The organism is Cupriavidus sp. 05T41 (assembly GCF_056396525.1).
This window is the reverse complement of the sequence record NZ_JBFTLQ010000011.1, coordinates 11,958-37,352: the sequence shown is the minus strand read 5'-3', so window position 1 is coordinate 37,352 and position 25,395 is coordinate 11,958. Positions and strand designations below refer to the sequence as shown.

General features: G+C 67.6%; 20 protein-coding genes. 5 read left to right on the top strand and 15 right to left on the bottom strand.

Translation table 11 applies throughout. The annotated features are described in order from the left end of the window. Nucleotides 1–34: 34 nt before the first annotated feature. Entirely contained in the window at nt 35–1,198 is a 1,164-nt protein-coding gene (locus AC1DKV_RS09085; protein WP_441614824.1) for a CaiB/BaiF CoA transferase family protein, read from the bottom strand. A gap of 299 nt (nt 1,199–1,497) precedes the next feature. Here AC1DKV_RS09085 and AC1DKV_RS09080 point away from each other — a divergent pair, with 299 nt between their 5' ends. Beyond that, nucleotides 1,498–2,262 (top strand): hypothetical protein, encoded by a 765-nt coding sequence (locus AC1DKV_RS09080; RefSeq protein ID WP_441614823.1) that lies wholly within the window; start codon nt 1,498–1,500, stop codon nt 2,260–2,262. Nucleotides 2,263–2,320: 58 nt separating this feature from the next. Here AC1DKV_RS09080 and AC1DKV_RS09075 read toward each other — a convergent pair whose 3' ends face one another. Further along, nucleotides 2,321–3,742, bottom strand: coding sequence for an aldehyde dehydrogenase family protein (locus tag AC1DKV_RS09075; protein ID WP_441614821.1), 1,422 nt, complete (start codon nt 3,740–3,742; stop codon nt 2,321–2,323). Nucleotides 3,743–3,847: 105 nt separating this feature from the next. Beyond that, nucleotides 3,848–4,777 (bottom strand): TauD/TfdA dioxygenase family protein, encoded by a 930-nt coding sequence (locus AC1DKV_RS09070; RefSeq protein WP_441614819.1) that lies wholly within the window; start codon nt 4,775–4,777, stop codon nt 3,848–3,850. A gap of 305 nt (nt 4,778–5,082) precedes the next feature. On the opposite strand from AC1DKV_RS09070, the gene AC1DKV_RS09065 reads away from it, so the two are divergent. Further along, on the top strand, nt 5,083–5,817 hold the full coding sequence (locus AC1DKV_RS09065; RefSeq protein ID WP_441614817.1) for a GntR family transcriptional regulator: 735 nt from the start codon (nt 5,083–5,085) through the stop codon (nt 5,815–5,817). Nucleotides 5,818–5,847: 30 nt separating this feature from the next. Here the strand turns inward: AC1DKV_RS09065 and AC1DKV_RS09060 are convergent, their stop codons facing one another. From AC1DKV_RS09060 to AC1DKV_RS09015, 10 genes are all read right to left on the bottom strand, one after another. Continuing rightward, on the bottom strand, nt 5,848–6,849 hold the full coding sequence (locus AC1DKV_RS09060) for a Bug family tripartite tricarboxylate transporter substrate binding protein (protein WP_441614815.1): 1,002 nt from the start codon (nt 6,847–6,849) through the stop codon (nt 5,848–5,850). 65 nt (nt 6,850–6,914) lie between these two features. Next, complete coding sequence (locus tag AC1DKV_RS09055; RefSeq protein WP_441614814.1) at nt 6,915–8,654, bottom strand: long-chain fatty acid--CoA ligase; 1,740 nt, start codon at nt 8,652–8,654, stop codon at nt 6,915–6,917. A 92-nt stretch (nt 8,655–8,746) separates the two neighbouring features. Next, nucleotides 8,747–9,979: an acyl-CoA dehydrogenase family protein gene (locus AC1DKV_RS09050; RefSeq protein ID WP_441614812.1), complete on the bottom strand. Its 1,233-nt coding sequence runs from the start codon at nt 9,977–9,979 to the stop codon at nt 8,747–8,749. A gap of 177 nt (nt 9,980–10,156) precedes the next feature. Next, complete coding sequence (locus AC1DKV_RS09045) at nt 10,157–12,259, bottom strand: acetate--CoA ligase family protein (protein WP_441649670.1); 2,103 nt, start codon at nt 12,257–12,259, stop codon at nt 10,157–10,159. A gap of 73 nt (nt 12,260–12,332) precedes the next feature. Then, nucleotides 12,333–12,731 (bottom strand): Zn-ribbon domain-containing OB-fold protein, encoded by a 399-nt coding sequence (locus AC1DKV_RS09040; RefSeq protein WP_441614809.1) that lies wholly within the window; start codon nt 12,729–12,731, stop codon nt 12,333–12,335. Nucleotide 12,732: 1 nt separating this feature from the next. Beyond that, a complete protein-coding gene (locus AC1DKV_RS09035) occupies nt 12,733–13,902 on the bottom strand; it encodes a thiolase domain-containing protein (protein WP_441614807.1) in 1,170 nt (389 codons plus the stop codon). A 66-nt stretch (nt 13,903–13,968) separates the two neighbouring features. Further along, nucleotides 13,969–14,883: an SDR family NAD(P)-dependent oxidoreductase gene (locus AC1DKV_RS09030; protein ID WP_441614805.1), complete on the bottom strand. Its 915-nt coding sequence runs from the start codon at nt 14,881–14,883 to the stop codon at nt 13,969–13,971. A gap of 77 nt (nt 14,884–14,960) precedes the next feature. Continuing rightward, nucleotides 14,961–15,926, bottom strand: coding sequence for a Bug family tripartite tricarboxylate transporter substrate binding protein (locus tag AC1DKV_RS09025; protein ID WP_441614803.1), 966 nt, complete (start codon nt 15,924–15,926; stop codon nt 14,961–14,963). A gap of 62 nt (nt 15,927–15,988) precedes the next feature. Continuing rightward, nucleotides 15,989–17,230, bottom strand: coding sequence for a CaiB/BaiF CoA transferase family protein (locus AC1DKV_RS09020; RefSeq protein WP_441614801.1), 1,242 nt, complete (start codon nt 17,228–17,230; stop codon nt 15,989–15,991). 108 nt (nt 17,231–17,338) lie between these two features. Beyond that, entirely contained in the window at nt 17,339–18,505 is a 1,167-nt protein-coding gene (locus AC1DKV_RS09015) for an acyl-CoA dehydrogenase family protein (RefSeq protein ID WP_441614799.1), read from the bottom strand. Between the two features lie 282 nt (nt 18,506–18,787). Here AC1DKV_RS09015 and AC1DKV_RS09010 point away from each other — a divergent pair, with 282 nt between their 5' ends. After that, nucleotides 18,788–19,855, top strand: a complete 1,068-nt coding sequence (locus tag AC1DKV_RS09010; protein ID WP_441614797.1) for a MaoC family dehydratase — start codon at nt 18,788–18,790, stop codon at nt 19,853–19,855. A gap of 24 nt (nt 19,856–19,879) precedes the next feature. Next, on the top strand, nt 19,880–20,887 hold the full coding sequence (locus tag AC1DKV_RS09005) for an HpcH/HpaI aldolase/citrate lyase family protein (protein WP_441614796.1): 1,008 nt from the start codon (nt 19,880–19,882) through the stop codon (nt 20,885–20,887). Nucleotides 20,888–20,991: 104 nt separating this feature from the next. Here the strand turns inward: AC1DKV_RS09005 and AC1DKV_RS09000 are convergent, their stop codons facing one another. Both AC1DKV_RS09000 and AC1DKV_RS08995 read right to left on the bottom strand, forming a co-directional pair. Then, nucleotides 20,992–21,399 (bottom strand): nuclear transport factor 2 family protein, encoded by a 408-nt coding sequence (locus AC1DKV_RS09000; RefSeq protein WP_441614794.1) that lies wholly within the window; start codon nt 21,397–21,399, stop codon nt 20,992–20,994. Between the two features lie 114 nt (nt 21,400–21,513). Next, complete coding sequence (locus AC1DKV_RS08995; RefSeq protein WP_441614792.1) at nt 21,514–21,777, bottom strand: hypothetical protein; 264 nt, start codon at nt 21,775–21,777, stop codon at nt 21,514–21,516. A gap of 766 nt (nt 21,778–22,543) precedes the next feature. Here AC1DKV_RS08995 and AC1DKV_RS08990 point away from each other — a divergent pair. Then, entirely contained in the window at nt 22,544–25,369 is a 2,826-nt protein-coding gene (locus tag AC1DKV_RS08990) for a 2-oxoglutarate dehydrogenase E1 component (protein ID WP_441614790.1), read from the top strand. Nucleotides 25,370–25,395 lie beyond the last annotated feature (26 nt).

The window sequence follows — 25,395 nt, the reverse complement described above, 5'->3', positions numbered from 1 at the left end:
TTGATTCTCCGGTCAGGACGGCTTGCGCCTGCGTTCAGGCATCCGGCAGGAAGCCGAGCCCCAGTTCCTGCAAGCGCGCCACGGCCGGTGCATCGAAGCCCCAGTCGCGCAGCGCGGCGGCGCCGTGCTCGCCACGCGCGGGGGCGGGGCGGTTGATTTCCGATGGCGTGCCGAGGAATCGCGGCGCGGGCCCCGGCTGCACCACGCCAGCCACTTCCACGAAGCTGCCGCGTGCGCGGTGTTGCGGATGGTCGGGGGCTTCGGAGAAGGCCAGCACCGGCGCCACGCAGGCGTCGCTGCCTTCGAACACCGCGCACCACGCGTCGCGCGTGCGGGTCAGGAAGACCGCCTCGAAATGCTGCCGCAGGAGCGGCCAGCCGCCGCGGTCGTGTTGCCCGGGCAGGCCCTTGTCGGCCAGCCCGAGCTTGTCCAGCAACTCGGCGTAGAAGCGCGACTCGACCGCGCCCACCGCCATGTAGTGGCCGTCGCTGGTGCGGTAGCTGTCGTACCAGGGGGTGCCGCCGTCGAGCAGGTTGCTGGCGCGTTGCTCGCGCCAGTTGCCCGAGGCCAGCAGGCCCCACACCACCGCGCCGAGCTGCGCCGCGCCTTCGATCATGGCGGCATCGACCACCTGGCCCGCGCCGCCGCGCTGCACATTGAGCAGGGCCGCCACCACGCCCAGCGCGAGCAGCATGCCGCCGCCGCCGTAGTCGCCCACCAGGTTCAGCGGCGGCACCGGTGCCTCGCCCGCGCGGCCGATGCCCGACAGCACACCCGACAGGGCGATGTAGTTCAGGTCGTGCCCGGCGCGGTCGGCGAGCGGCCCGGTCTGGCCCCAGCCGGTCATGCGGCCATAGACCAGGCGCGGGTTGCGCGCCAGCGCCACCTCCGGCCCGAGGCCCAGGCGCTCCATGGTGCCGGGGCGGAAGCCCTCGATCACCACGTCGGCGCGCTCGATCAGCGCCAGCGCGGCATTGCGCGCCTCGGGCTGCTTGAGGTCGAGCGTGACCGAGCGCCGGCCGCGCCCGGTCACGTCCACGCGCTTGCCGGTGGCCGACCTGGGACCGAGATCGGACGGCGCGACCGGGCGGTCGATGCGCAGCACGTCGGAGCCCATGTCGGCCAGCAGCATGGCCCCGAACGGGCCGGGCCCGATTGCCTCGAATTCCACTACGCGAATGCCGCTGAGTACACCCATTGCTGATCCTTGCGAACGGTGCGCAGGGCGCTACATGGCGTCCTGCCGGTATTGGTCGGGGCCGGACGAGGAAAGCGCCCGGCGTCTGCAGCAAAGTAGAACAAATCACGGGCGCGGGCGGACCTACCCGGGTCGGGTAGGCGGCCTGGCGGGCGCCATCCGGCTCCAGGCCATGCGCCGGGCCATCGCGGCCCCCACTCCATCGGGGTGGCTCCATTTTTGCCGCACTGCAACCAGAATGCTGTCGCAAGGGCAGCGATCCCGCCTGCTGCCGCCATCCGACCCACGAGGAGCATCCGGTGAATGCCAAGAGCAGCGTCCAGCGCGAAGACCATGACATGCGGCGCAGCCCCGCGCGGCTGCTGCCGGTGCTCGACGAACTCCGGCGGCAGGTGCGCGAGCGCAGCCGGCTCGCGCGCAAGCTGACGCTCAAGCGCGCAGGGGACGGTACGGAAGACCATGGCCGGCGCCTTGCCGACTTGTTCGATGGCTGGATCGAGCGTGGCGATCCCCGCACGAAGGTGATCTGCTTTGCCTCCGCGACGGAGTTCGGCATGGCCATGCAGCATCACGCTGAACGGTGCCGGGCCGCGGCGCAGGATGAAGGCTCCGAGGCGCTGCGCGCGCTGTTCTGGGCGGCCCTGCGGCGGATCCAGGCGCGGCGCGGCTATGTTCCTGAAATGGGTGCGCGCGCGCCGGTGCCGGCGCCTGCCAGTTCCGCCGCCGGTCCTGTCGCGGACAGGGCGGCGGACAGGGCGGCGGACACGACCGGAGACACCGCGGCGGCGCCGTCCTTGCAGGACCTCTGCCAGCGCTGCGAAAGCCTGCGGCACGATGTGATGTGCGCGGATGGCCATGCTTCGCTGCGCCCGCTCGGCGAGGTCCGCTGGCGCAGTTTCGGCGCGGGTGTGGTCTGCCAGACCCGGGAGCACCAGTGCCGTGCATGCCTCGCGCGCTGGACCCGGCGCTGGAGCGTCTCGGATCCGTTCACGGGCTGGACCATGACCGGGGGCGTCGCCCCGGCGACGCACGACCGAAGCCTCGGGGGCAAGGCGGGCGGCTAGCCGCCAGAGGCGCCGGGCGCGTCCGGCAGGCTGGCGCGGCGATCCGGCGCGGGCCGGTTCAGCCCGTCACCGACTTGCACTCGAGGAACTCGGCCAGGCCTTCGGCACCATACTCGCGGCCGTTGCCGGAGGTCTTGTAGCCGCCGAAGGGCACCGTGATGTCCAGCATGGCGCCGTTGATCCGCACCGAGCCGACCCGCAGGCGCGCGGCCACGCGGCGCGCGCGCTCGGGATTGCCGCTGGCGATATAGCCAGCCAGGCCGAACACGCTGTCGTTGGCGATCGCGATGGCGTCTTCCTCGCCGTCGTACGGGATCATGGCCAGCACGGGCCCGAAGATCTCCTCGCGCGCGATCGCCATATCGTTGCGCACGTCGGCGAAGATGGTCGGCCTGGCAAAGAAGCCGCGCTCCAGTCCTGGCGGGCGGCCTGGGCCGCCGGCCACCAGGCGTGCGCCTTCCTCGATGCCGATGCCGATCATGCGCTGGACCTTCTCGTACTGGCCGCGGTTGGAGATCGGGCCCATCTTCGTGGCCGGATCCGCCGGGTCGCCCACGGTCACCTCGCTGGCGGCGGCAGCGGCGATGGCGACGGCCTCTTCATAGCGCTCGCGCGGCACCAGCATGCGCGTGGGCGCCACGCAGGTCTGGCCGGAGTTGGCCATGCACTGCGCCACGCCGCTGCGCACGGCCGCTTGCAGATCGGCGTCGTCCAGGATCAGCAGGGCGGACTTGCCGCCCAGTTCCTGGGCCACGCGCTTGACCGTGGGCGCGGCGCTGACCGCCACTTCCACGCCGGCGCGCGTCGATCCGGTGATCGATACCATGTCCACGCCCGCATGGGAGGCGAGCGTGGCGCCCACGGTGCGGCCTTCGCCGAAGATCATGTTGAAGACGCCGGGCGGCGTGCCGGCCTCGTGCATGATCTCGGCGAAGATCATCGCATCGAGCGGCGCGATCTCGGACGGCTTGAGCACGACCGTGCAGCCCGCGGCAAGCGCGGGCGCCACCTTGGCGGCGATCTGGTTCAGCGGCCAGTTCCAGGGCGTGATCAGCGCCGCGACGCCGATGGCCTCGCGCCGCACATAGCTCTTGGCATGGCTGGTCTCGAACTCGAAATGGCGCAGCGTCTCCACCGCGGCCTGGAGCTGCGCCAGCCCGATCGGGGCCTGCAGGTTCTTGCACAGCGTGACGGGGGCGCCGATTTCGGCGCGCACGGCCTCGGCGATGTCGTCGAGGCGGGCGCGGTAGCGCTCGATCACGCGTTCGAGCAGGGTGATGCGGTCTTCGCGGCTGGATTCCGACCAGGCCGGGAACGCGGCCCGCGCCGCCGCGACAGCGGCGTCGGCATCCGCCGCGGTGCCCATCGCGAGCTTGCCGAGCGGCGCCTCGGTGGCGGGGTCGATGATGTCCGCCAGCGTGCTGCCGGCCGACGGCGCGACCCACTGGCCATTGATATAGAAAGTGTTCAGCATCTTCACAGGTGTTCTCCTGGTGTTCCGGGTGTTCCGGGTGTTCCGGGTGTTCCGGGTGTGCGGGTGTGCGGGTGGGGCGCGGGGACCGGGGACCGGGGACCGGGGACCGGTTCAGAACGGGCGGTCGCCGACGACGGTGGCCCGCATCATCCGGCGCACCGCCGGGAAATAGTCCTGGACGGCGTAGTGGTGGGTGGCGCGGTTATCCCAGAAGGCGATGGTGTTCGGCTCCCACTTCAGGCGCACCTGGTACTCCGGCGCCGCGGCCTGGCGGTAGAGGTACTGCAGCAGGTCCAGCTCGCCGAGCCGGAAGTCCGAGCCGATGCGAAAGCCGATCAGCTGGCTGTAGTTGGCCAGGTGCGTCACGAACGCTTCGTTGACGTAGAGGATCTTCTCGCCGCTCTCCGGGTGCGTGCGCACCACCGGATGGGTGACCGGGGGGAACTGCTTGCGGATTTCGTCGCGCTTCTCGGGCGCGATGGCGGTGCTGAAGGTGGGCAGGATGTCATGCACGGCCTGCAGCTCTGCGATGCGCGCCTTCACGTCCTCGGGCAGGTTGGCGTAAGCCTGCGCCATATTGACCCAGATGGTGTCGCCGCCGACCTCGGGACACTCCACGCAGCGCAGGACAGAGCCCATCGCCGGGATCTCGCGCCAGGACACGTCGCTGTGATAGATGTTCTCGCGCCCGCGGTTCTCGCCGGACTTGTCGAACAGCACCAGTTCGGGGTGGTCGGGGTGCTGGCGGAACACCGGATGGATCTCCAGCTCGCCGAAGCGCCGGGCGAAGGCGACATGCTGGGCCGGCGTGACGTCCTGGTCGCGGAAGAACAGGACCTTGAACTGCACCAGCGCGCGGCGCAGGGCGAGGTAGGTGTCGTCGTCCAGCGGCTGGCGCAGGTCGATCCCGCCGATCTCCGCGCCGATGCTCGGCGTGGAGCGCTTGACGGTGAAGGGCCAGTTCCCTGCACCGGCCGCCCTGATGGCGTCGGCCTGGATGGCGGGTGCTTCGGGTGCGGTATCGGCAATAGCAGCGTGCATCTCGTGTCTCCTCTTTCTTGGGGCTGCCAGCAGCCACCACAGGCACAGGCTTTCCGGCAGTTGCAAACTGGCTGACGCGATCTTGCGTCAGCCGGATTCCTTGGCGAGTCGCTTCCGGGCGGAAGGCGGGTCAGTCGCGCCGGGCGCTCGGCCGAACACTTGCTGGCAGCGATACTGACATGACCTGTTATAACAGGTCAAGAGGGAAAATGGTGCCCTGTCATGATAGGTATAATGCGGAGAAGGCCGGAGACGGCGGCAACGCCGGCCGCGCCGAAGCGAACGAAACAGGAGGATTCCGCACCTTGACCTCGACTCCACCCCCGAGCCCGAGCCAGCCCAGATTCAGGCAAATCGAAGACGTGCTGCGCCAGCGCATCGTCGACAACGAGCTGGGGCCGGGCGCCAAGCTACCGTCCGAGGCGGAGCTGATGGCGGAGTTCGCCGTCAGCCGTATCACGGTCAGGCAGTCGCTGGCCGGCCTGCATGCCAGCGGCCTGATCGAGAAAGTCAACGGCAAGGGCAGTTTCGTCACCCGTCCGGCGCAGACCTCGGACCTGGGGCCGCTGACCGGCTTCTACGAATCCGCGCGGGCGCGCGGGCGGCTTGCCTACGGAAAGCTGGTGTCGGTGCGCAAGATCAAGGCGCCGGCGTTTGCGGCGCAGGCCCTGGGCCTGGACAGCGCGGACACGCTGCTCTGCGCCACCACGCTGCGGATGTGGGATGACGAGGCCATCGCCCTGTTCATGATCATGGGCGACGAAACGCTGATCCGTGCGTTGGTGAAGGAGGATCTCGAAACCAACGACGTGATGTCGATCTTCGAGAGCCGGCTGGGTTACCGTCTCACCGAGGTGGCTACCGAGAGCGCCGCGATCCCGGCGGCGGGCGATGTGGCGCGCCGGCTCGGGGTCCCCGAAGGGGCGCCGCTGCTGCGGCTGCGATGCACGCCGTACGACATCCGCGGCAATGCGCTTTGCTGCGCGGAATTGCTGTTCCGCGGCGACCGCTATGCCTACAAGGCCAGGGTCAGGCGCTAGCGATTGCCGCGGCGGCGGGTGCCGCATGGCTCATTCGAGCTTGATCTGGCACTCCTTGACGACCTGCGCCCACTGCGGCGCGTCGCGCGACATCATGGCCGCAAGCTCGACCGACGTGCTGCCCACGCCCAGCATGCCGATATCCGCCAGGCGCTTGCCCAGGTCCGCTCCCTGGACCTGCGCGGCGATTTCCCGCGACAGCTTCTGCACGACCGGGGCCGGCGTGCTCGCCGGCACGAACATCGCCATGAAGCCGTTCGGCTCGAAACCCGTGTAGCCGAGTTCGGCGAAGGTGGGCAGCTTGGGCAGGGGCTTGAACCGCTGGGTGCCGGTCAGCGCCAGGAAGCGCAGCTTTGGGCTGGCCAGTTGCGCGTTGGCGGTCGACTGGTCGACGAATGCAACGTCGATCTGGCCGGCCAGGAGGTCGGAGAGCATCGGCGCCGCGCCCTTGTACGGCACGTGGATCAGGTCGATGCCGGCACGCTTGTTGAGCAGCTCCGCGTGCAGGTGCGCGGACGTGCCGTTGCCATAGGAGCCGATCGTCAGCTTGCCCGGGCTCGCCTTGGCCAGCCTGACGAGATCGCCGACGGAGCTGACCGGCAGCTTCGACGAGACCGCCAGCAGGTCGGAGCCGATGGCCAGCAGCGAGACCGGGGCGAAGTCCCTGGCGAAGTTGACCTGTATCGCCGGCATCAGCGCCGGCAGCTGGATCATCGAGGTAAAGCCGAGATACATGGTGTAGCCATCGTGCGGGGCGGACAGCACCGACTGGGCGGCGATGATCCCTGATGCCCCCGGCCGGTTGTCGACCACGACAGGCTGCCCGAGCTTCCTGCCCAGGCCCGCGCCAAGCGCGCGCGCGAGCATGTCGGTGCCGCCACCGGCCGGACCGGGCACCACGATGCGAAGCGGCTTGTCCGGGAAGCCGGCCTGTGCCTGCGCAAGGGCCGGGGCGGCGCCCGCCGCCGGCAGGCAGGCGGCGGCAATGAGGAGGGCAGCGCGCAGCCAGGCCGCGCGGCGAATCGAATCCATGGAAGTCTCCGGTTTTCTTGTGTCCCTGCGTTCGTGTCCTGGCGCTTGCGCCGTGCGCTGGCCGGCTAGGCCCGCAGGTTGGGCAGCGGCGCGCCCTGCATCTCCTGGTCCTGCAGCTCGCGCCAGGCGATCTTGCCGGTGGCGGAGCGCGGCAGGCGGTCGACGAACTGGACGATGCGCGGGGCCTTGTAGGTCGCCATGTTTGTCCGGCACCAGGCGAGGATGTCCTCCATGCCGACGTCCCGCACCCCGGCCTTCAGCACGATGACCGCCTTCACGGTTTCGCCGCGATGCGCGTCGCGCGCCGCGATCACGCAGGCCTCCTGGATCGCCGGGTGGGTGTGCAGCATGGCTTCCACCTCGGCCGGCCAGACCTTGTAGCCGGAGGCGTTGACCATGCGCTTGAGCCGGTCGCGCATGACAAAATAGCCGGCTTCGTCGACGCTGCCGAGGTCGCCGGTGCGGAAGAATCGCTTGCCGTCGATGGCGATGAAGCTCTGGGCGTCGGCCTCGGGCTTGTGCCAGTAGCCCAGCATCACCTGCGCGCCATGCACCACGATCTCGCCGGTTTCCCCCATGGGCAGCTCGGCCAGCGTCGCGGGGTCGACGATACGGGCATCCACGCCATAGGTGCGCACGCCAAGGTGCCCGGAGCGCGGCGCGTGCAGCGGGTTGGCGAGCAGGAACGAGGCGGTCTCCGTCAGGCCGTAGCCCTCGACGAACTGCAGGCCATAGCGCTCCTTCATCAGCCGCGCCGTGCCCTCCGGCACCGCGGCGCCACCGCCCACCACCACCGCCAGGCTGCGCAGGTCATACGCGCCGAGATCGGGCTGGGCGAAGAACTCGACCAGCATCGGCGGCGGGGCCGCCCAGAAGGACACGCGATGGCGCTCGATCAGCCGGGCCGCCGTCTTGCTGTCCCAGCGCGCCAGCAGCACGATGGTGCCGCCGACGTAGACCGGCCCGTTGATGCCGTTCTGCAGCCCGAGCAGGTGGAACATCGGTGCCACCGCCAGGAAGCTTGATTCCGCGTGGGTGCGGCGCCATAGCTGCGAACCGGCCACGGAGGTCATCACCGTGCGGTTGGTGTGCATGCAGGCCTTGGGCGCGCCGGTGGTGCCGGACGTGTAGGGCAGCATGCACAGGTCGTCCGGGCCGCTCAGGTGTGGCGTGGGCAGGTGGCCGGGGGCAAGCGCGTCCGCCCAGCGCACGGCGCCGCCGAAGGGCGGGGCCTCGGGGCTGCGTGCGCGTAGCCAGTCGGGGATGGCCAGGCCCGCGTCGTCGCCGCACAGCGCATCGCCGTAGGCGTGGACAATCACATGCCTGAGCGAGGTGGTGCCGGCCAGCGGCGCCAGTTGCCCCGCCAGTTCGTGCGCGGCGAACGCCGCCACCGCGCCGCTGTCGGTGACGATGTGCCGCAGTTCGTCCTCCAGCAGCATGGCGTTGACCGGGACCACCACCGCGTCGGCGCGCAGGATGGCGAAATAGGCGGCGATGAGCTGCGGGCAGTTCTGGCTGAACAGCAGCACGCGGTCGCCGCGCTGGATGCGGCAGTTGTGCTGCAGGTAGCCCGCCATGTGCTCGGCCTCGCGCAGCAGGGCGGCGTAGCTCACGCTGGCGCCGTAGAACTGGATGGCCGCCTTGTGCGGAAATCGCTTTGCCGCGATTTCCAGGTTCTGGAACAGGCTGGTGTGCGGTACGTGCAGGCAATCGGGCACGCCATCGCGCGCCAATGCCTTGTCGATGCAGAGCGGGTCGGACGGGCGTTCGGTCACGTCGCGGCTTGCGGGGCGGTCGGTTGCCATCGCTTTGTCTCCTGGAGGGGGTTTCCCTCGTTGTTCCTTGTGTGTTCCTTGTGTGTCCTTGTGTTCCGGGCGTTTGCCCGTGGCGGCGGGCCTCAGAAGGCCATGTCGCCTTCGAGCAGGCGGCGCGCGATGGTGCGGCGCTGGATCTCGGAAGTGCCGTCCGGGATGCGCATGGTGCGCGCGAAGCGGTAGCCTTCTTCGAGGCGCAGTTCGTTGGTCAGGCCCATGCCGCCATGGACCTGGATCGCGCGGTCCATCACGCGGCCCACCATCTCGGTGGACGAGGCCTTGATGATCGAGACTTCCTTGGTGGCGGGCAGGCCCTCGTCCACCAGCCAGGCGCAGTGGCGGATCATTGACTTTGAAGCGTAGATGTCCATGGCGCATTCGGCCAGCATGAACTGGACTGCCTGGTAGTCGGCGATCGGCTGGCCGAAGGTCTTGCGCACCTGTGAATAGGCCACCGCCTGCTCCAGTGCCCACTGGGCGAGGCCCAGGCAGGACGCCGCCATGCTCAGGCGGCCGGCATTCACGCCGTCGAGCGCCACGGACAGGCCGCGGTCGACCGGGCCGAGCCGGTGGCTGTCCGGGACGCGCACGTTGTCCAGCGCGACGATGCCGATGTCCGCGCCGAGGTGCCCCATGGTCGGGATCACGCTGGGCACCGAGAAGCCGGGCGTATCGGTGGGCAGGAAGAAGCCGGTGATGCCGCCGCGGTGGGCGCGCGCCTTTTCCTCGTCGGTGACGGCGAAGACCATGGCGTAGTCGGCATAGGGCGCGTTGGTGATCCACTGCTTGGTGCCGTTGAGGATCCAGCCGTCGCCGTCGCGCACGGCGCGGGTGCGCATGCCGAACACATCGGAGCCGGCGTCCGGCTCGCTCAGGCCGAAGCACATGGTCTTGTCGCCGCTGGCGAGCGCTTCGCGGTACTGGTCCAGGACGGCGGGGTCGAGATGCCTGAGCACCGGCGACAGGCCGTTGGTGAACGGCGAGGGCAGCACCACGGTCTGCACCAGGTGGCGCCCCGGCCCGCAGTGCGCGTTGAGGCGCTCCTGGATATACGCCGCCGCCTGCGCTCCCAGGCCGCCGCCGCCGAGCGATTCGGCGCTCAGCGCGGTATAGAAGCCCAGTTCCGCCGAACGCATCCGCACCTGGCGGCGCAGGGCGAGGATCTCCTGGCAATAGCGGCCGTCTTGCTGGTAGATGGTGCGCTCGCTGGCAAGCAGCGCGCGATGTTCATGTTCGAGCGCCGCTACCTCGCGGTCGATGAACTTGATCAGGGCGTCGCCGAACTCGACCCATTCTCCGGGTATGTGGAAATTCATCTGGTTGTCTCCGTGCGTCGTTGTCTTGGTTGCCGCGCAATGCCTGCGCGGCCTGGTGCAATGCGGTGTCCGCCCGGCACAATCACTGACCGATGCAGACATGCTAATTAATTCGCCGTCAACCGACACCCGCCTGAGACGGGTGGGCGGGCGGCGCCTGGCGCCTTGGCGCGCACATCAGGCGGAGGTTTCAATATCGATCACGGCGTCGGCGGCGAACGCGCCTTGTCCTTGCGGCATGGCGAACACCGGGTTGAGGTCGACCGCCTGCAGCCGCGGGCCGGCGGCCACCGCGAACGCGGACAGCCTGGACAGCGTGCGTGCCAGCGCGGCAATGTCGGCGGGCGGTGTGCCGCGCGCACCCGTCAGCAGCGGCGCCCCGCGAATCGAGCGGATCAGCGCCTGCGCCACGTCTTCGCCGAACGGGCAGCGGTGGAATACCACGTCTTTCAGGACTTCGACGAACACGCCGCCCAGGCCGAACATGGCGATCGGGCCAAAGACGGGGTCGCGCTTGATCCCCATGATGCACTCCACGCCGCCACTGACCTGGCTGGCGACCAGCACGCCCTCGATGCGCGCGTGCGGCGCCGCCTGGCGGGCACGGGCCAGCAAGGTGGCATGGCCGGCGCGCACCGCGTCTTCGTCGCGCACGTTGAGCAGGACGCCACCGATCTCCGACTTGTGCAGGATGTCCGGCGACAGGATCTTCATCACCACGGGAAAGCCGATCTCGCGCGCAGCCAGGACGGCGCCTTCGGCAAGCTCGCAGGCGCGCTCCGGCACGCTGGCGATGCCGGCCGTGGCAAGCAAGGCCTTGGCCTGCGCTTCGGTGGGCGTAGCCGCCGGCAGTGCCACCGGGGCGATGACGGGCGCGGGTGCCGGTGCAGGCGCCGCGAACGCACGGCCGAACCTGCCCATCGCGGCGATCGCCACCACCGCGCGGGTCGGGTCCTCGAAGACGGTGAAGCCGGCTTCCTCGTAGCCGCGCAGGACCTCGTGCGGCCCCAGCAGCACCAGCACATAGAGCCGGTCCGGATGGCGCGCGCGCACCTGCGCGAGCTGCTCCATCAGCCGCGGCGCCACTGCCGGCGTGCTGCCGGCATAGGTAAAGAAGCCCAGTACCGACCGGTAGCCGCCGTCGCCCACCATCGACTCCGTGAACGGCTCGATCAGCGACAGGTCGTTGACGAACTGGGCGGTGGTGTCGACCGGGTTGCGCGGCGAGCAGATCGGCAGCAGGCTGAGCAGCCTGGCCTGCGCCTCGGGCGGCATCTCCGGCATGGGCAGCCCGTGGTCTTCGGCGGCATCGGAGATGATCACGCCGGCGCCGCCGCTTACCGTGATCACGCCCAGTGTGTTGTGTTCCGGGTAGATGCCGCGCGTGGCCAGCCGCACGATGTCGAGCATTTCCTCGGTGGTGCGCGCGCGCACCACGCCCAGCTCCGCCAGCACGGCGTCGACGATGGCATCGTCGCCGGCGATGGAGGCGGTATGCGAGCGCGCCGCCGCGCTGCCAACCTCGCTGCGGCCGACCTTCATCATCACCACCGGCTTGCGGGCAGCGCGCGCGGCCTGCAGCGCCGCGACCAGGCCGTCGCCGTCCCGGATGCCCTCGGAGTAGAGCGCGATCACCCTGGTGTGCGGGTCGTCGACCAGCAGCCGGACCGCGTCGCCCAGCGTCAGGTCGGCTTCGTTGCCGGTCATGACGATGGTGGACAGGCCGATGTCCGCGGCCTGCGCCGCGCACACCAGGTGGCCGCCGTAGGCGCCCGACTGGCTGGCGATGCCCACGCCGCCGCGCCGCATGGTGCCCAGCGTGAGGCTGGAGGCGAAGCTGCCGACAAAGCCGCTGTGGACATTGATCAGTCCCAGCGCGTTGGGCCCGAGCAGACGCATGCCGGTGCGGCGCGCGGCGGCCACCAGCTCCGCTTCCATGACGATGCCCTGGCCGCCGGTTTCGGCAAAGCCTGCGCTGAAGAGGATGGCCGCGCCGACGCCGCGCTCGCCCAGCGCCCTGACCGTGTCCAGCACCTGGCTGGCGGGCACCGCCACGATGGCGACATCCGGCACTTCCGGCAGCTCGGCGATCGAGGCATAGGCCGGCAGGCCCTGTACTTCGCGCCGGTTCGGGTTGACGGGCAGGATGCGCCCGGCGAATTCCAGCTTGCGCATGGCCGCGATCGGCCTGCCGCCGATGCGCGCGGGATCGTCAGATGCGCCGATGATGGCGACGGAGCGCGGATTGAGCAGGCGGAGCAGGGAAGCAGTCGAGTTCATGGATCGGTGTGGTGTCTGGTCGTCGTTGTCGGGGAAGGCAGCATGGGGTCCGGCCGACGGGCCGGTCCGCTGCTCAGGCTGGCGCGAAGGCCGGCACCGGCGCGCCGTCTTCGCTCGGTGCGAATCTGACCTGGACTGCCTGGCCGATGTGCACCGTGTCGAGGTCGCAATCGATGATGTTGGTCATCATCGAGACGCCTTCCTCCAGCGTCACGTAGGCGATGCAGAAGGGCGTGGGGCCGGCGCGGCGGGTGACGCTGAACGCATAGATGGTGCCGCGGCCCGAAGCCTGCTTCCATTGCGTGTCGCCCATGCAGAACGGGCACAGCGTGCGCGGATACCAGTGCGGCTTGCCGCAGGACTTGCAGTGCCGCACCAGCAGGCGGTGCGCGCGCGCGGCCTGCCAAAACTCTGCGTTGTCCGGCAGTTCGGCCGGCGCCTTGAACAGGGCGTGGGTGTAGGGGGTCGTCATCTTATTGCTCTCGTTCCAGGATCAGGGTGGCGCTGCCGTGGCGCGAGCCGAGGTAGCCGCCGGTGCCCTGGGCCAGCGCCAGGCTGCAGTTCTTCACCTGCACGGCGGGATGCGCTTCGCCGCGCAGCTGCCTGACCGCTTCGATTACCTTGGTGATGCCGCCGCGGTTGGCCGGGTGGTTATTGCACAGGCCGCCGCCGTCGGTATTGAAGGGCAGCTTGCCCACGCCGGAGATCAGGTTGCCGTCGGCCACGAACCTGCCGCCTGCGCCCTTCTCGCAGAAGCCCAGGTCTTCGAGTTGCATCAGCACGGTGATGGTGAAGCTGTCGTAGATCGAGGCGTACTGGATGTCCGCCGGGGTTACGCCAGCTTCGGCAAAGGCGATCGGTCCCGAGACGGCTGCGGCCGACCAGCTCAGGTCCACCTCGCCGCCGAGCTGCCCCTTGAGCGCCTCGCCGGCGCCACGGATCTTCACGGCCGGGCGCTTGAGGGTGGCGGCGATCTCGGGGCGCGCCACGATCAGCGCGCCGCCGCCGTCACTCACCACGCAGCAGTCCAGTTTGCGCAGCGGGTCCGAGATCAGCGGCGAGGCCAGCACGTCCTCGACGCTCACCAGTTCGCGCAGCATGGCGTTCGGGTTGTGCTGCGCGTGGTGTGACGCGGCTACCTTGATCCATGCCAGTTGCTCGCTGGTGGTGCCGTACTGGTGCATATGCCGCATGGCCACCATCGCGTACAGGTTCACCGTCAGCGGGTTGAAGTGTGCCTCGAAGGGCAGGTCGGGCGCATCCTTGCCCCAGTTGCGCGCCTGCGTGCCGCTCGAGCCTTCCGAGCGCGGGCGCCCGGCCAGGGTGATCAGCGCGACATTGCACTTGCCGGCCGCGATGGCCTGGGCCGCGTGGGAGACGTGAGCCAGGTAGGCCGAGCCACCGGTATCGGTGGAGTCCACGTGCCGTACCTTGAGGCCAAGGTAGTCGGCCATGTTGACCATGCCTAGGCCGGGCGCGTCGCCGGCGCAGAAGTAGCCGTCGACGTCGCGCAGCGACAGCCCCGCGTCGGCGAGCGCGCCGCGCGCGCATTCGGCGTGGAGTTGCGCCACGGTCTTGTCCGGGGCCTTGCGGGTCGGGTGCTCGTACGCGCCGACGATGTATGCCTTGCCGTTGATGCTCATGCTATTGGTCTCGATGCGTCAGGCCTGGGTGGCCGGTGCCGTTGCATTGGTGGGTCAGATCCGGCCTCAGATCGGATCCCAGTTGATGACATCGGGCGAGCGCTCCAGCTTGAAGAAACTGTTGCGCATGGCCGGCATGGCGATCTCGCCGATGGCTTCGGGTGTCCAGCCTTCGCCCATGTGCACCGAGCGCGTGGGACGGGACTGGCTCATCAGCATCAGTTCGTTGGCGCGCACGGCAAAGACTTGGCCGCTGACCTCGCGCCCGGCATCGCTGGCGAGGAATACCGCCATCGGCGCGATCTTGCCGGGCTCCATGCGCTGCAGCCTGGCCACGCGGGCCTTCTCATCGGGCGTTTCCGCCGGAATGGAGTTGGTCATGCGGCTCCAGGCGAACGGCGCGATGCAGTTGGAGCGCACATTGAAGCGCGCCATGTCCAGCGCGATCGACTTGGACAGCGCGACGATGCCGAGCTTGGCCGCAGCGTAGTTGGCCTGGCCGAGGTTGCCGATCAGCCCCGAGGTGGAGGTCATGTGCACGTAGGCGCCGCTCTCCTGGTCCTTGAAGTGGTTGGCGGCGGCACGGCTGATAAAGAACGTGCCGTGCAGGTGCACGTCGATGACCGAGCGCCATTCTTCCTCGTTCATCTTGAAGAACATGCGGTCGCGCAGGTTGCCGGCGTTGTTGACGACGGCATCGATGCGGCCGAAATGGTCCAGCGCGCACTGGACCACGGCATGGGCGCCTTGCCAGGTGGATACGCTGTCGGTGTTGGCCACGGCCTCGCCGCCGGCGGCGCGGATCTCTTCGGCAACGCGCTGCGCGGGGCCGGCATCGCCGCCGTCGCCGGACATCGTCACGCCCAGGTCGTTCACCACCACCCGGGCCCCCGCCGCGGCCATCGCCAGCGCGACGCCGCGCCCGATCCCGCCGCCCGCGCCGGTCACCAGCGCCACCTTGCCTTGCATCAATCCGCTCATTGTTTCGCTCCTCTGATTTGATCGTCCGAATACCCGCGCCGGTCGCGGCGGGGCAGCTTGTCCTGCGTCCTGCGGCCCTACTGGGGCTGGATGCCGGCTGTCTTCACCACGCCGCGCCACAGCGCCAGGTCCTTGACGATGCGCTCGCTCAGCGCGGCAGGTCCCGCGATCAGCGGCTCGTAGCCGGCTTGCCGCAGGCTGGTCTGGAAGGCCGCGTCCCGGGCCAGCGCCAGGTGCGCCTTGACCAGCGCGTCGACGACATCCGCGGGCAGCTTCGGTGGCCCGATCACGGCAAACCAGCCGCTCATCCGGTAGTCCTTGATGCCCGCCTCAGCCATCGTCGGGACGTCGGGGAGGGCCGGGCTGCGCTGTGCCGAGGTCACGGCCAGCGGGCGCACGTTGCCGCCGCGGATCTGGCTGATGGCGGTGCCGGTGGCGTCGAACATGTAGTCGATCTTGCCGCCGATCAGGTCGGTCATCGCCTGTGCGTTGCCCTTGTAGGGAACGTGGAGCATCGGCGTGCCGCTCATCTGCGCCAGCAGTTCGGCGCACAGGTGGTTCGAGGCGCCGATGCCGGCGGAGCCATAGGTGACGCCGCCCGCGTGCGTGGCGGCGTAGCGGGTCAGGTCCGTCAGGTTCCTGACGGGAGATGCCTTGCTGACCAGCAATACGTTGGCGTAGTCGCTGACCAGCCCGACCGGCGTGAATCCCTTGACGGGGTCGTAGCCGGCCGACTTCTGCACCACCGGCACCATCGTCATCATCGGGCTGGTGACGAAGTCGAGCGTATAGCCGTCGGGCTCGGCACGCGCCGTCATGTTCGCCGCGATGGCGCCGGCGGCGCCGGCGCGGTTGTCCACCACCACGGGCTGCCCCAGCAGCTGGCCGAGCCGGCTGGCGTAGGCGCGGGCGGCGACGTCGGTGGGGCCGCCGGCGGCAAAGCCGACCAGCAGACGGATCGGGCGCGACGGGTAGCGCTCGGCCCAGCACGCGGCGGAGGTGGCGGCCAGCAGCGCGCCGGCGATCAGGTATCGGAACTTCATCTTGTCTCCATCTCTGTTTCGTTTTCGATTTCGTGTTTGCGTGGGTTTGCTGCAGGGCTGCGCTAGCCGATCGCGCCGGCATCGCGCAGCCGCTCGATCTCCGGCAGCGCATAGCCGGCCCCGAGCAGGATGTCTTGCGTGTGTTCCCCCAGCAGCGGGGCGCGGCGCCGCACCGCGCCCGGCGTGGCGCTCAGCTTGATCGGCACGCCGGCGATGCTGACCGGGCTGGCGGAGCCTGGCTGCTCGACCTCGACCAGCATTTCGCGGACCCGGTAGTGCGGGTCTTCGAACACCTCGGCCGAGGTGTAGACCGGCCCGAACGGCACGCGCCCGCCCAGGCACTGCGCCAGTTCTTCCTTGCTGCGCAGCGAGGTGAAGGCCTCGATGGCCTCGATGACCAGCCCGGCGTGCTTCACGCGCGCCGCGTTGGTGGCGAAGGCTTCGTCGGTGACCAGTTCAGGCCGGCCGATCGCCAGCGCGAGCTTTTCCCAGAAGGCGTCGTGCGCGCAGGCGATCGATACCCAGCCGTCGCGGGCGCGGAACAGGCCGAACGGGCAAAGCAGCGGGTGGCGGTTGCCTTCGGGGGCGGGCACGGCGCCGGTGTAGGAGGTCTGGTAGACGATGCGCTCGCACAGGGCCAGCACGCAGTCGGTCATGGCCACATCCACGAACTGGCCCTGGCCGCTCTCGCGCGCCCGGTGCACGGCGGCGAGGATGCCGATGCAGAGCATCAGCGCCGGCACGGTGTCGCCCACGCCGGGGCCGATCTTGGTTGGCGTGTCGCGGTCCGGCCCGGTGATGCCCATCATGCCGCCCATGGCCTGCGAGACCACGTCGTAGGCGGGCCAGTGGGCGTAGGGGCTGGCCCCGCTGCGGGGGTCGCCGAAGCCGCGCACGGTGCCGTAGACCAGGCGGGGGTTGGTCTCGCGCAGGATCTCGTAGGACAGGCCGAGCCGCTCCATCACGCCGGAGCGGAAGTTCTCCACCACGATGTCCGCGCTGTCGATCAGCCGGTGGACGACCGCCCGGCCCCCGGCTGTCTTCAGGTCGACCGCGATCGAGCTCTTGTTGCGGTTGACGCTCTGGAAGTAGCCGCCGAAATCGCGCAGCGTGTCGTCGTCCCGGAACGGGCCGGTGATGCGCGTGCCGTCGCCTCCCATGGCTTCGACCTTGATCACCTCCGCGCCATGGTCGGCGAGGATCTGCGTGCAGAACGGTCCTGCCAGCATCTGGGTCAGGTCGATCACGCGAAGGCCCGAAAGGGCGCCCGGGCCGTGGCCGGGCCGCTGTGCGGGGTTTTCCATGCTGTGTTCCGGTGATTTCCAACTTGTTTGGCCGCGCGCCGGGCTGCCGGCGTCGCAGGCATGGCCAGGCGCTCGCGCCGGCCACCAGTGCGGGGATGCCTGCGCGGGCTATGCCGCCATCTTTCCAAGCAGCGCATCGGAGATGATGCGCATCTGGATCTCGGACGTGCCCTCGAAGATCTTGGTCAGGCGGGCATCGCGCCAGTAGCGTTCCGCGGCGAAATGCGTGGTGTATCCGGCGCCTCCGTGGATCTGCAGGCCTTCGCTGGTGACGCGCTCCGACATCTCGCTGGCGAAGAGCTTCACCATGGCGGCCTCGGTGTCGCAGCGCATGCCCTCATCGATCTTTTCGCAGACCGAGTAGAGCAGGGCGCGCGAGGCTTCGATCTGCGTGGCCATATCGGCCAGCTTGAAGCGGATCGCCTGGAAATGCCCGATGGGCGAGCCGAACTGCGCGCGGTCGCGGGCGTATTGCAGCGCATCGTCCAGGCTGCCCTGGGCCAGGCCGATCGAGCGCGCGGCGGTGTGGGCGCGGGCGGTTTCCAGCCCGGCGGTGGTGAGGTAGAAGGCCTTGCCTTGCTCGCCCACCATCTTCGAGGCGGGCACGCGGCAGCCGTCGAAGGCCAGTTCCCACGTGGTCCAGCCGTGGTAGCCGATCTTGGGGATCACGCTGCCCTTGACGCCCTCCGGCAGTTGCCCGCGCGGCTTCTCCACCATGAAGGCGCTCAGTCCGCGGTGGCGGGCCCTGGCGTCGATCACGGGGTCGGTGCGGCAGACCACGAGGATGAAATCGGCCTCGTCGGCGAAGGTGCACCAGTACTTGCTGCCGGTGATGAGCCAATCGTCGCCATCACGCACGGCGCGGCAGGAAATGTTGGCCACGTCGGAGCCGGCATTGGGCTCGGACAGCGAGAAGGCGCCCAGGAACTCGCCGCGCGCCATGCGCGGCAGATACTCCGCCTTCTTCTCGGGCGGCAGGCCCTTCAGGGCACCGATCAGGCCGTTGCCGCGGGCGATCAGGCTGCCCACGCTCATCCATCCCCGCGAGAGCTGCTCAGCCACCAGGCAGTACTCGTAGGCGCCGAGGCCCAGGCCGCCGTATTCCTCCGGGATCAGGATGCCGAAGTAGCCCAGTTCGGCCATCTCGTCGATCAGTTCGCGCGGGATCTGCCCTTTGTCGGGGTCCAGCTTGTTGGCGACAGGCAGCACGCGCTCCATCGTGAATTGATGTGCGGCTTCCTTGATCATGCGCCGCTCTTCAGTCAGTCGTTGCACCTTGCGCTCCTTCGGTAAGTTCGTTTCGCCGTGGTCGATGGCGTTTATGTGCGTACATAGTAGCTGAGAAACCATGGCGGCTGGCAAGCCGAAAGAACACCACCCACCCATCCCGGGTGGGTCGGCGGCTTAATTTCGAGGAAGTATGGCGATAATTTCGCCTCGCCCCCGCGGCCGGACATGCCTCGCCCGAGGTTGACAACACGTTTGTTATGGGCGACTATGTACGTACAAAGATTTTTGTGTGCAACGGAAGCGACGGATTGCGACGTGGAGAGAACAATGGGAAAAGGCAGGGCGGGAAATTACTTCGAGGACTTCCGGCTGGGCATGACGATGCGGCACGCCACGCCGCGCACACTGACGGACGGCGAGCGCAGCCTCTATGTCGGGCTGACCGGGAGCCGCGCCGCGCTATACACCGCGCAGACCAATGCCAGGCTGGCGGGACTGGAGCGCCTTCCGCTGGAAGACCTGCTGGTCTTCAATACGGCATTCGGCAAGACCGTGCCGGATATCTCCCTGAATGCGGTGGCGAACCTCGGCTACGCGGATGTCCGCTTTCTCTCTCATGTCTATGCGGGCGACACGCTGTTCGTGGAAAGCGAGGTCATCGGCCTGAAAGAGAACTCGAACCGCAAGAGCGGGGTGGTCTATGTGCGTTCCTCGGCGAGGAACCAGGCCGGCAAGGAAGTCCTGAGCTGGATCCGCTGGGTCATGGTGCACAAGCGTGACCCGGCCGCGCCGTGCGGCGAACCGGTGATCCCGCAACTGGATGCCGTGGTGGCGCCGTCGCGCCTGGCGCGGCCCGGCTACTGCGCGGGCGCCCGCGATATCTGCATGGCCACCGGCGTACAGGACCTGTGGGAAGACTATGAAGCCGGCGAACGGATCGACCACGGCGGTGCCATGACGATCAACGACAGCGACCACAGCATTGCCACGCGCCTCTACCAGAATACGGCCAAGGCCCATTTCGATGGCTTCTCCATGGCGGCCAGGCCGGGCGGGCAGCGCCTGGTCTATGGCGGGCACATCATCTCTATCTGCAAGGCGTTGTCTTACGATGGTCTTGAGAACGCCTTGTCCATCCTGGCCGTCAACGGCGGCAGCCACGTCAATCCCAGCCATGCCGGCGACACCATCGCCTGCGCCACCGTGGTGCTGGACAAGCTGGACCTGTGCAGCCCCCATGTAGGCGGGCTGCGGCTGCGCACGATCGGCGCAAAGAACATCCGCAGTGCCGCCGACATCAGCTTCCCCGCCCCGGACGGGGGCAAGACCGAATACCCCTCGAACGTGGTGCTCGACCTCGACTACACCATCGCCATCCCGCGCAAGGCGCGCTAAAGAACACAGCTACAGGAGACTCTCATGACGACTGCAACCCATCCCAGGCTCGCGCTGTTTGCCGGCGAGAAAGTATTCCCCGCCTTGTCTGCCTGCGAACACTTCGCCGGCAGCGAGAAGCTGATCGGCAAGGCAATGGACCTGCAGGTCGAGTACGGCCCGGTATTCGACATCACCTGCGACTGCGAGGACGGCGCCGCGGCCGGCCAGGAAACGGAGCACGCGGCCATGGTCGTGCGCATGATCAATTCCGAGCGCAACCGCTACGACAAGGCGGGCGTGCGCATCCATGACCCTGCGCATCCGGCCTGGCGGCAGGACGTGGACATCGTGATCGGGCAGGCCGCGAGCCGGGTGGCGTACATCACCATTCCGAAGGCAACCAGCCACGAACAGGTGCGCGAGGTCATCGACTACATCGGCCGCAAGACGCGCGAGGCCGGCGTGAACCGGGTGGTACCGGTCCACGTCCTGATCGAGACGCACGGCGCGCTGCGGGACATCTTCCATATCGCGGCGCTGCCGCACATCGAAGTGCTGGATTTCGGCCTGATGGACTTCGTCAGCGGCCATCACGGCGCCATCCCGGCCGCGGCCATGCGCAGCCCGGGGCAGTTCGAGCACGCCTTGCTGGTCCGCGCCAAGGCGGATATGGTGGCCGCCGCGCTCGCCAACGGCGTGGTGCCGGCGCACAACGTGTGCCTGAACCTGAAAGATGCCGAAGTGATCGCCGCCGACGCCGCTCGGGCGCGCACGCAATTCGGCTTCCTGCGCATGTGGAGCATCTACCCCGCCCAGATCCAGCCCATCGTCAATGCCATGCGGCCGGATTTCACCGAGGTGGCCGACGCGAGCGCGATCCTGCTCGCGGCGCAGGATGCGGACTGGGGACCGATCCAGTACAAGGGCGAACTGCATGATCGCGCTACCTACCGCTATTTCTGGAGCGTGCTGGAGAAGGCCCGGATCACCGGCATGTCGCTGCCGCCGGAGGCCGAGTCGCGCTTCTTCGGGCAAGACGCGCGCGCGTGAGGCCCGCAGCCTGGAGGCATCGCCGGTGCTTGCCGTGATCTGACCCGGGCACGTCGGCCGGGCCGCCTTCTTGCCGTGCCACCCGGATCGCCGAGTGCGGCTGCCTAGGCACGGGCGGCGCGGGAAACCGCAAAGCTGTCCTCGATCATCCGGAAGTCGACGATCTCTCTCTCGGAGACGGTCAGGATAAGCGTGAAGGCGGTTTCGATGTCCTTGCCGGTATGCCTCACGCGTGAAGCGAGTTCGCCGATGAGGACCGCGCGGCTATCGTTTGTCAGGATGTCGTGGATATCGAACCGCAGCGGCTCCAGCAGCCTTCGTGAATCGCGGAAGAATTCAGTCGCAGCGTGGCGGCCAACGCGCCTTCCGATCCAGGGCAGGACACCGACGTCACCCGCGATCTCGAAGCGCAAGTCCTTGCTGAAGAGTGCTGCGATCACCTCGGGGTCCGCGCCGGCGCTCAGCCTGGCGAGAAATTCGCTCGCAATGCGGTTGGTTTCCAGAATACCCATGCTGTTTATCCTTGGTTTGCGGAGCCTGTCCCCGATCCCGCTGCGCAGGCGCTCGCGTTGATTGCCTGGCGCTGACGGAACGCAATGCTGGCGCCGAATGCCCAGACGTGCGTCTTAGTTCGGTTGCGTGGCCGCAGCCGGCTGGGCGTTCTTTGCGTCGGCAGCCACAACAACGGTCTTCTGGGTGGCTTGTGCGGCGTGGACGTCCGCTCTGGCGGCCGCGCGTGCCTTTTCGATGACGTACCAGTCTGGCCCCGCATGCGCCGAAATCGATGTGAGAAACGCCACGGCGGTGACGGAAGCCAGCATCGCGATCTTGAGCAGGGCCAGCCGTGGCAGTGACTGGGTTTGTTGGCGGAGTCGAGCGTTGGTCATCATGATTCCTTTGGCGGGATGGCGTACCAGCAAGCAAGTGCGTGCCTGGTCTCGGTACCGGAAACATGCGGATGGCCAGATGCTTGAGGACCGATGGATGAAGGATGGTCCAGGAATGCGATCACGTCCAAGACCCATATCCCATCGACGCGATAGGCAAATTGAATAGTGGCGTGGAGCGGTTGGCGCGCCTGGCGAGATAGAGCCCTGGAGGTTCTTGCCCGCAAAGGAGGCGGCGGAAAGTGCATGCCGCGGCTGGATGGATGTTCGCCGGCGGCATGTGCGTTCTCCCCGAAGTGCTCAAATGGCCGCGTACCGCAGCCGATGCCTGGCGCCCGGGGGCCGAACTTCCGTGCCGTTTCGGATCGGTTGCCATCCCGGCGTTCACCCGATGGCGATGTGGTCGCGGGGCAAGCCTCAAGGGGGCCCGATCGCGATGGTGCCCGGCGACGGTGATGGCCAGAAATGAGCAGGATATGTCCCCAAACCGTCACAGTTAGAGCCTCAGTGAAAACCCGTAGAACGTAGACTGGTCTCACCAGCGGTCAGAAGATTGCTGATCCTGGCGGGCACAGGGACCTGGTGGCAGAAGTCACGGGGTTTTGCACAAGTTGACGCGGACTGGATGGCACTGAGTGTTGCCTCTTTTCGCAGATGAATCTTTGTCTTCGTGTACCTGTGGAAGCATAGGCTTGGCCGGGGCGGCGGCAGGTGCTGCCTTGGTTTGTGACAGATACCGGGCGCGAGCCCGACTGAGGACAGAGTCATCATGATGATGCGGAATCGGAATACCTCCTTCCTATTTGGAGGCAATGCTCCCTACGTCGAGGAACAATACGAAGCGTACCTTGCCGACCCGAACACGGTGTCGGAGGAGTGGCGCGGGTATTTTGACGCGTTGCAGGGGGTGCCGGCGGTTGATGGCTCGGACGCAGGCGACGTCGCACACGCGCCGGTGGTGTCTCGCTTCGTCGCGTTGGTCAAGCAGCCGCGGACCGGAGGGCGCTCGGAGAACGACGTACTGAGTTTCGCCCGCAAGCAGGTCGCCGTACAGGCCTTGATTTCGGCCTATCGCATGGTCGGTACCCGCAATGCCCATCTGGATCCGCTGAGCTGGACGGCGCCGGTGCCGGTGCCTGAATTGAACCCGAGCTACTACGATCTGTCGCAAGCGGACATGAACACGAAGTTCAGCATGTCGGGCGCCCATTTCTCGGACGAGGATGCAACGCTTGGCGATCTGGTGCAGGCGCTGACAGAGACGTATTGCGGGACGCTGGGCGCCGAGTTCATGCATCTGGCCGATCCGGATCAGCGTAACTGGTGGTCGATGCGTCTCGAGTCTTCGCGCTCGAAAGCTACCCTGGACAGGGGTGACAAGCTGCATATCCTCGAACGGCTGACGGCCGCCGAGGGTCTCGAAAAATACCTGCATGCCCGCTATGTCGGCCAGAAGCGCTTTTCGCTTGAAGGTGGCGAAGCGCTCATCGTCCTGCTGGATGAGTTGGTCGCATACGGTGCCACCAAGGGAATCAAGAGCTCAATTCTCGGCATGGCACACCGGGGGCGTCTGAACGTCCTCGTCAATATCGTCGGGAAGCCGCCGGCTGCGTTGTTCGACGAGTTCGAGGGGAAAACCGCGAGTCTTCTTCCGGCGGGCGACGTCAAATATCACAAGGGCTTTACCGGCTTGCTCCCGACGGCAACCGGGCCGGCGGAAGTCACGCTCGCGTTTAACCCGTCGCACCTTGAAATCGTCAACCCGGTTGTTCAAGGTATCGCTCGCGCGCGCGCCGAAGTACTGGGGCAAGGTGCGGGCGCTGTCCTGCCGGTGGAGATCCACGGGGACGCCGCGATCTCGGGGCAGGGCATTGTCATGGAGACGATGAACCTGGCGAATACCAGGGGCTACGGCACGGGCGGCACGATCCATGTGGTTGTGAATAACCAGGTTGGCTTCACCACTTCCGACCCGAGAGATGTCCGCTCGTCGTTCTATTGCACCGACATCGCCAAGATGATCGAGGCACCGGTCCTGCATGTGAACGGCGACGACCCCGAGGCGGTCATTGCCGCAACGCGCCTGGCAATCGATTTTCGTGCGACGTTCAAGAAGAGCGTCGTGATCGAACTGGTCTGCTTCCGCCGCCATGGCCACCAGGAACAGGACACGCCGAGCATCACGCAGCCGTTGATGTATCGCTCCATCGCGGGCCACCCGGGTGCCCGCACCCTCTATGCAACGAAGCTTGTGGACGAGCGGATTCTGACGGAGGAAGACGTGGAGAGGTACGTCCATGACTACCGCGAGCGTCTTGACGCTGCGCAAACCGCGGAAGAGAGGAAGCCGGCCGGCCAGAAGGACGAAGAGGTGAGCTGGCCGCAGCTGCTCGATGGCAACGTCGACCGCATCTATTACGCGCCGCCCTTGCCGGACCTCGTTCAAAAGCTCGCACTCAAGATCACCAGCGTTCCCGAGCAGTACGCGCTGCATCCGCTGGTTGGCAGGGTGATATCCGCTCGTCGCGAGATGGCGCAAGGCAAGCGTCCGCTGGACTGGGGCATGGCCGAGCACATGGCCTTTGCCTCGCTTCTCGCCGCTGGCATCGACGTGCGCCTGAGCGGTCAGGACAGTGAGCGCGGTACGTTCAGCCATCGTCATGCGGTACTCCACGATCAGAAACGGTCGATTCGGGGAGTGGGCACATATGTCCCGCTGCACCATGTGTCGGATGACCAAGGGCGGTTCTCGGTCACCAACTCGGTTCTGTCGGAGGCGGCGGTTCTAGGCTTCGAGTACGGATACTCGATTGTCCGGCAAAACGCGCTCGTATTGTGGGAGGCGCAGTTCGGCGACTTCGCGAACGGGGCGCAGGTTGTCATCGACAATTTTCTGTCTGCGGGCGCTGCGAAGTGGGGGCAGCATAGCGGTGTCACGATGCTGCTTCCGCACGGTCAGGAAGGGGAAGGCCCGGAACACGCGTCCGCGCGCCTCGAGCGCTACCTGCAACTGTGTGCGCAGGAGAACATGCGGGTCTGTCAGCCCACGACGCCGGCTCAGATTTTCCATCTGCTGCGCATGCAGGCCGTGCAGCGCGATCGCGTGCCGCTTATCGTGATGACGCCAAAATCGCTTCTGCGGCACCCGGAGGCTGTCAGCAGCCTCGATGATCTCGCCGCGGGCCGGTTCAACGAGATTCTTGCCGAATCGCCTACGGAGGAAGCGGCGTCCAAGGTCGATCGGGTCATCCTGTGTTCGGGCAAGGTCTACTTCGAACTTCTGGAGCGTCGGCGCAAGGCCGAAAAGGACAATATCGCGCTGATTCGCGTTGAACAGTTGTATCCGTTCCCCGCGAAGCAGATCAGTGCAGAACTGGAACGCTATCCGAATCTGAAGAGTGTGGTCTGGTGTCAGGAAGAGTCAAAGAACCAGGGTTCGTGGAATTTCGTCATGGAACAGTTGCTGGACATCGTGAAGGCACCTGCAGCGCTGCGCTATATCGGCCCCGAGGCAGCCGCATCGACCGCACCGGGTTACCGGTCGATGCACGTTGCGCGTCAGGAAAAGTACCTGCACGCAGCGATTGACGAGTAAAGGCAGCAGGGGCGAGTCGGAGACGA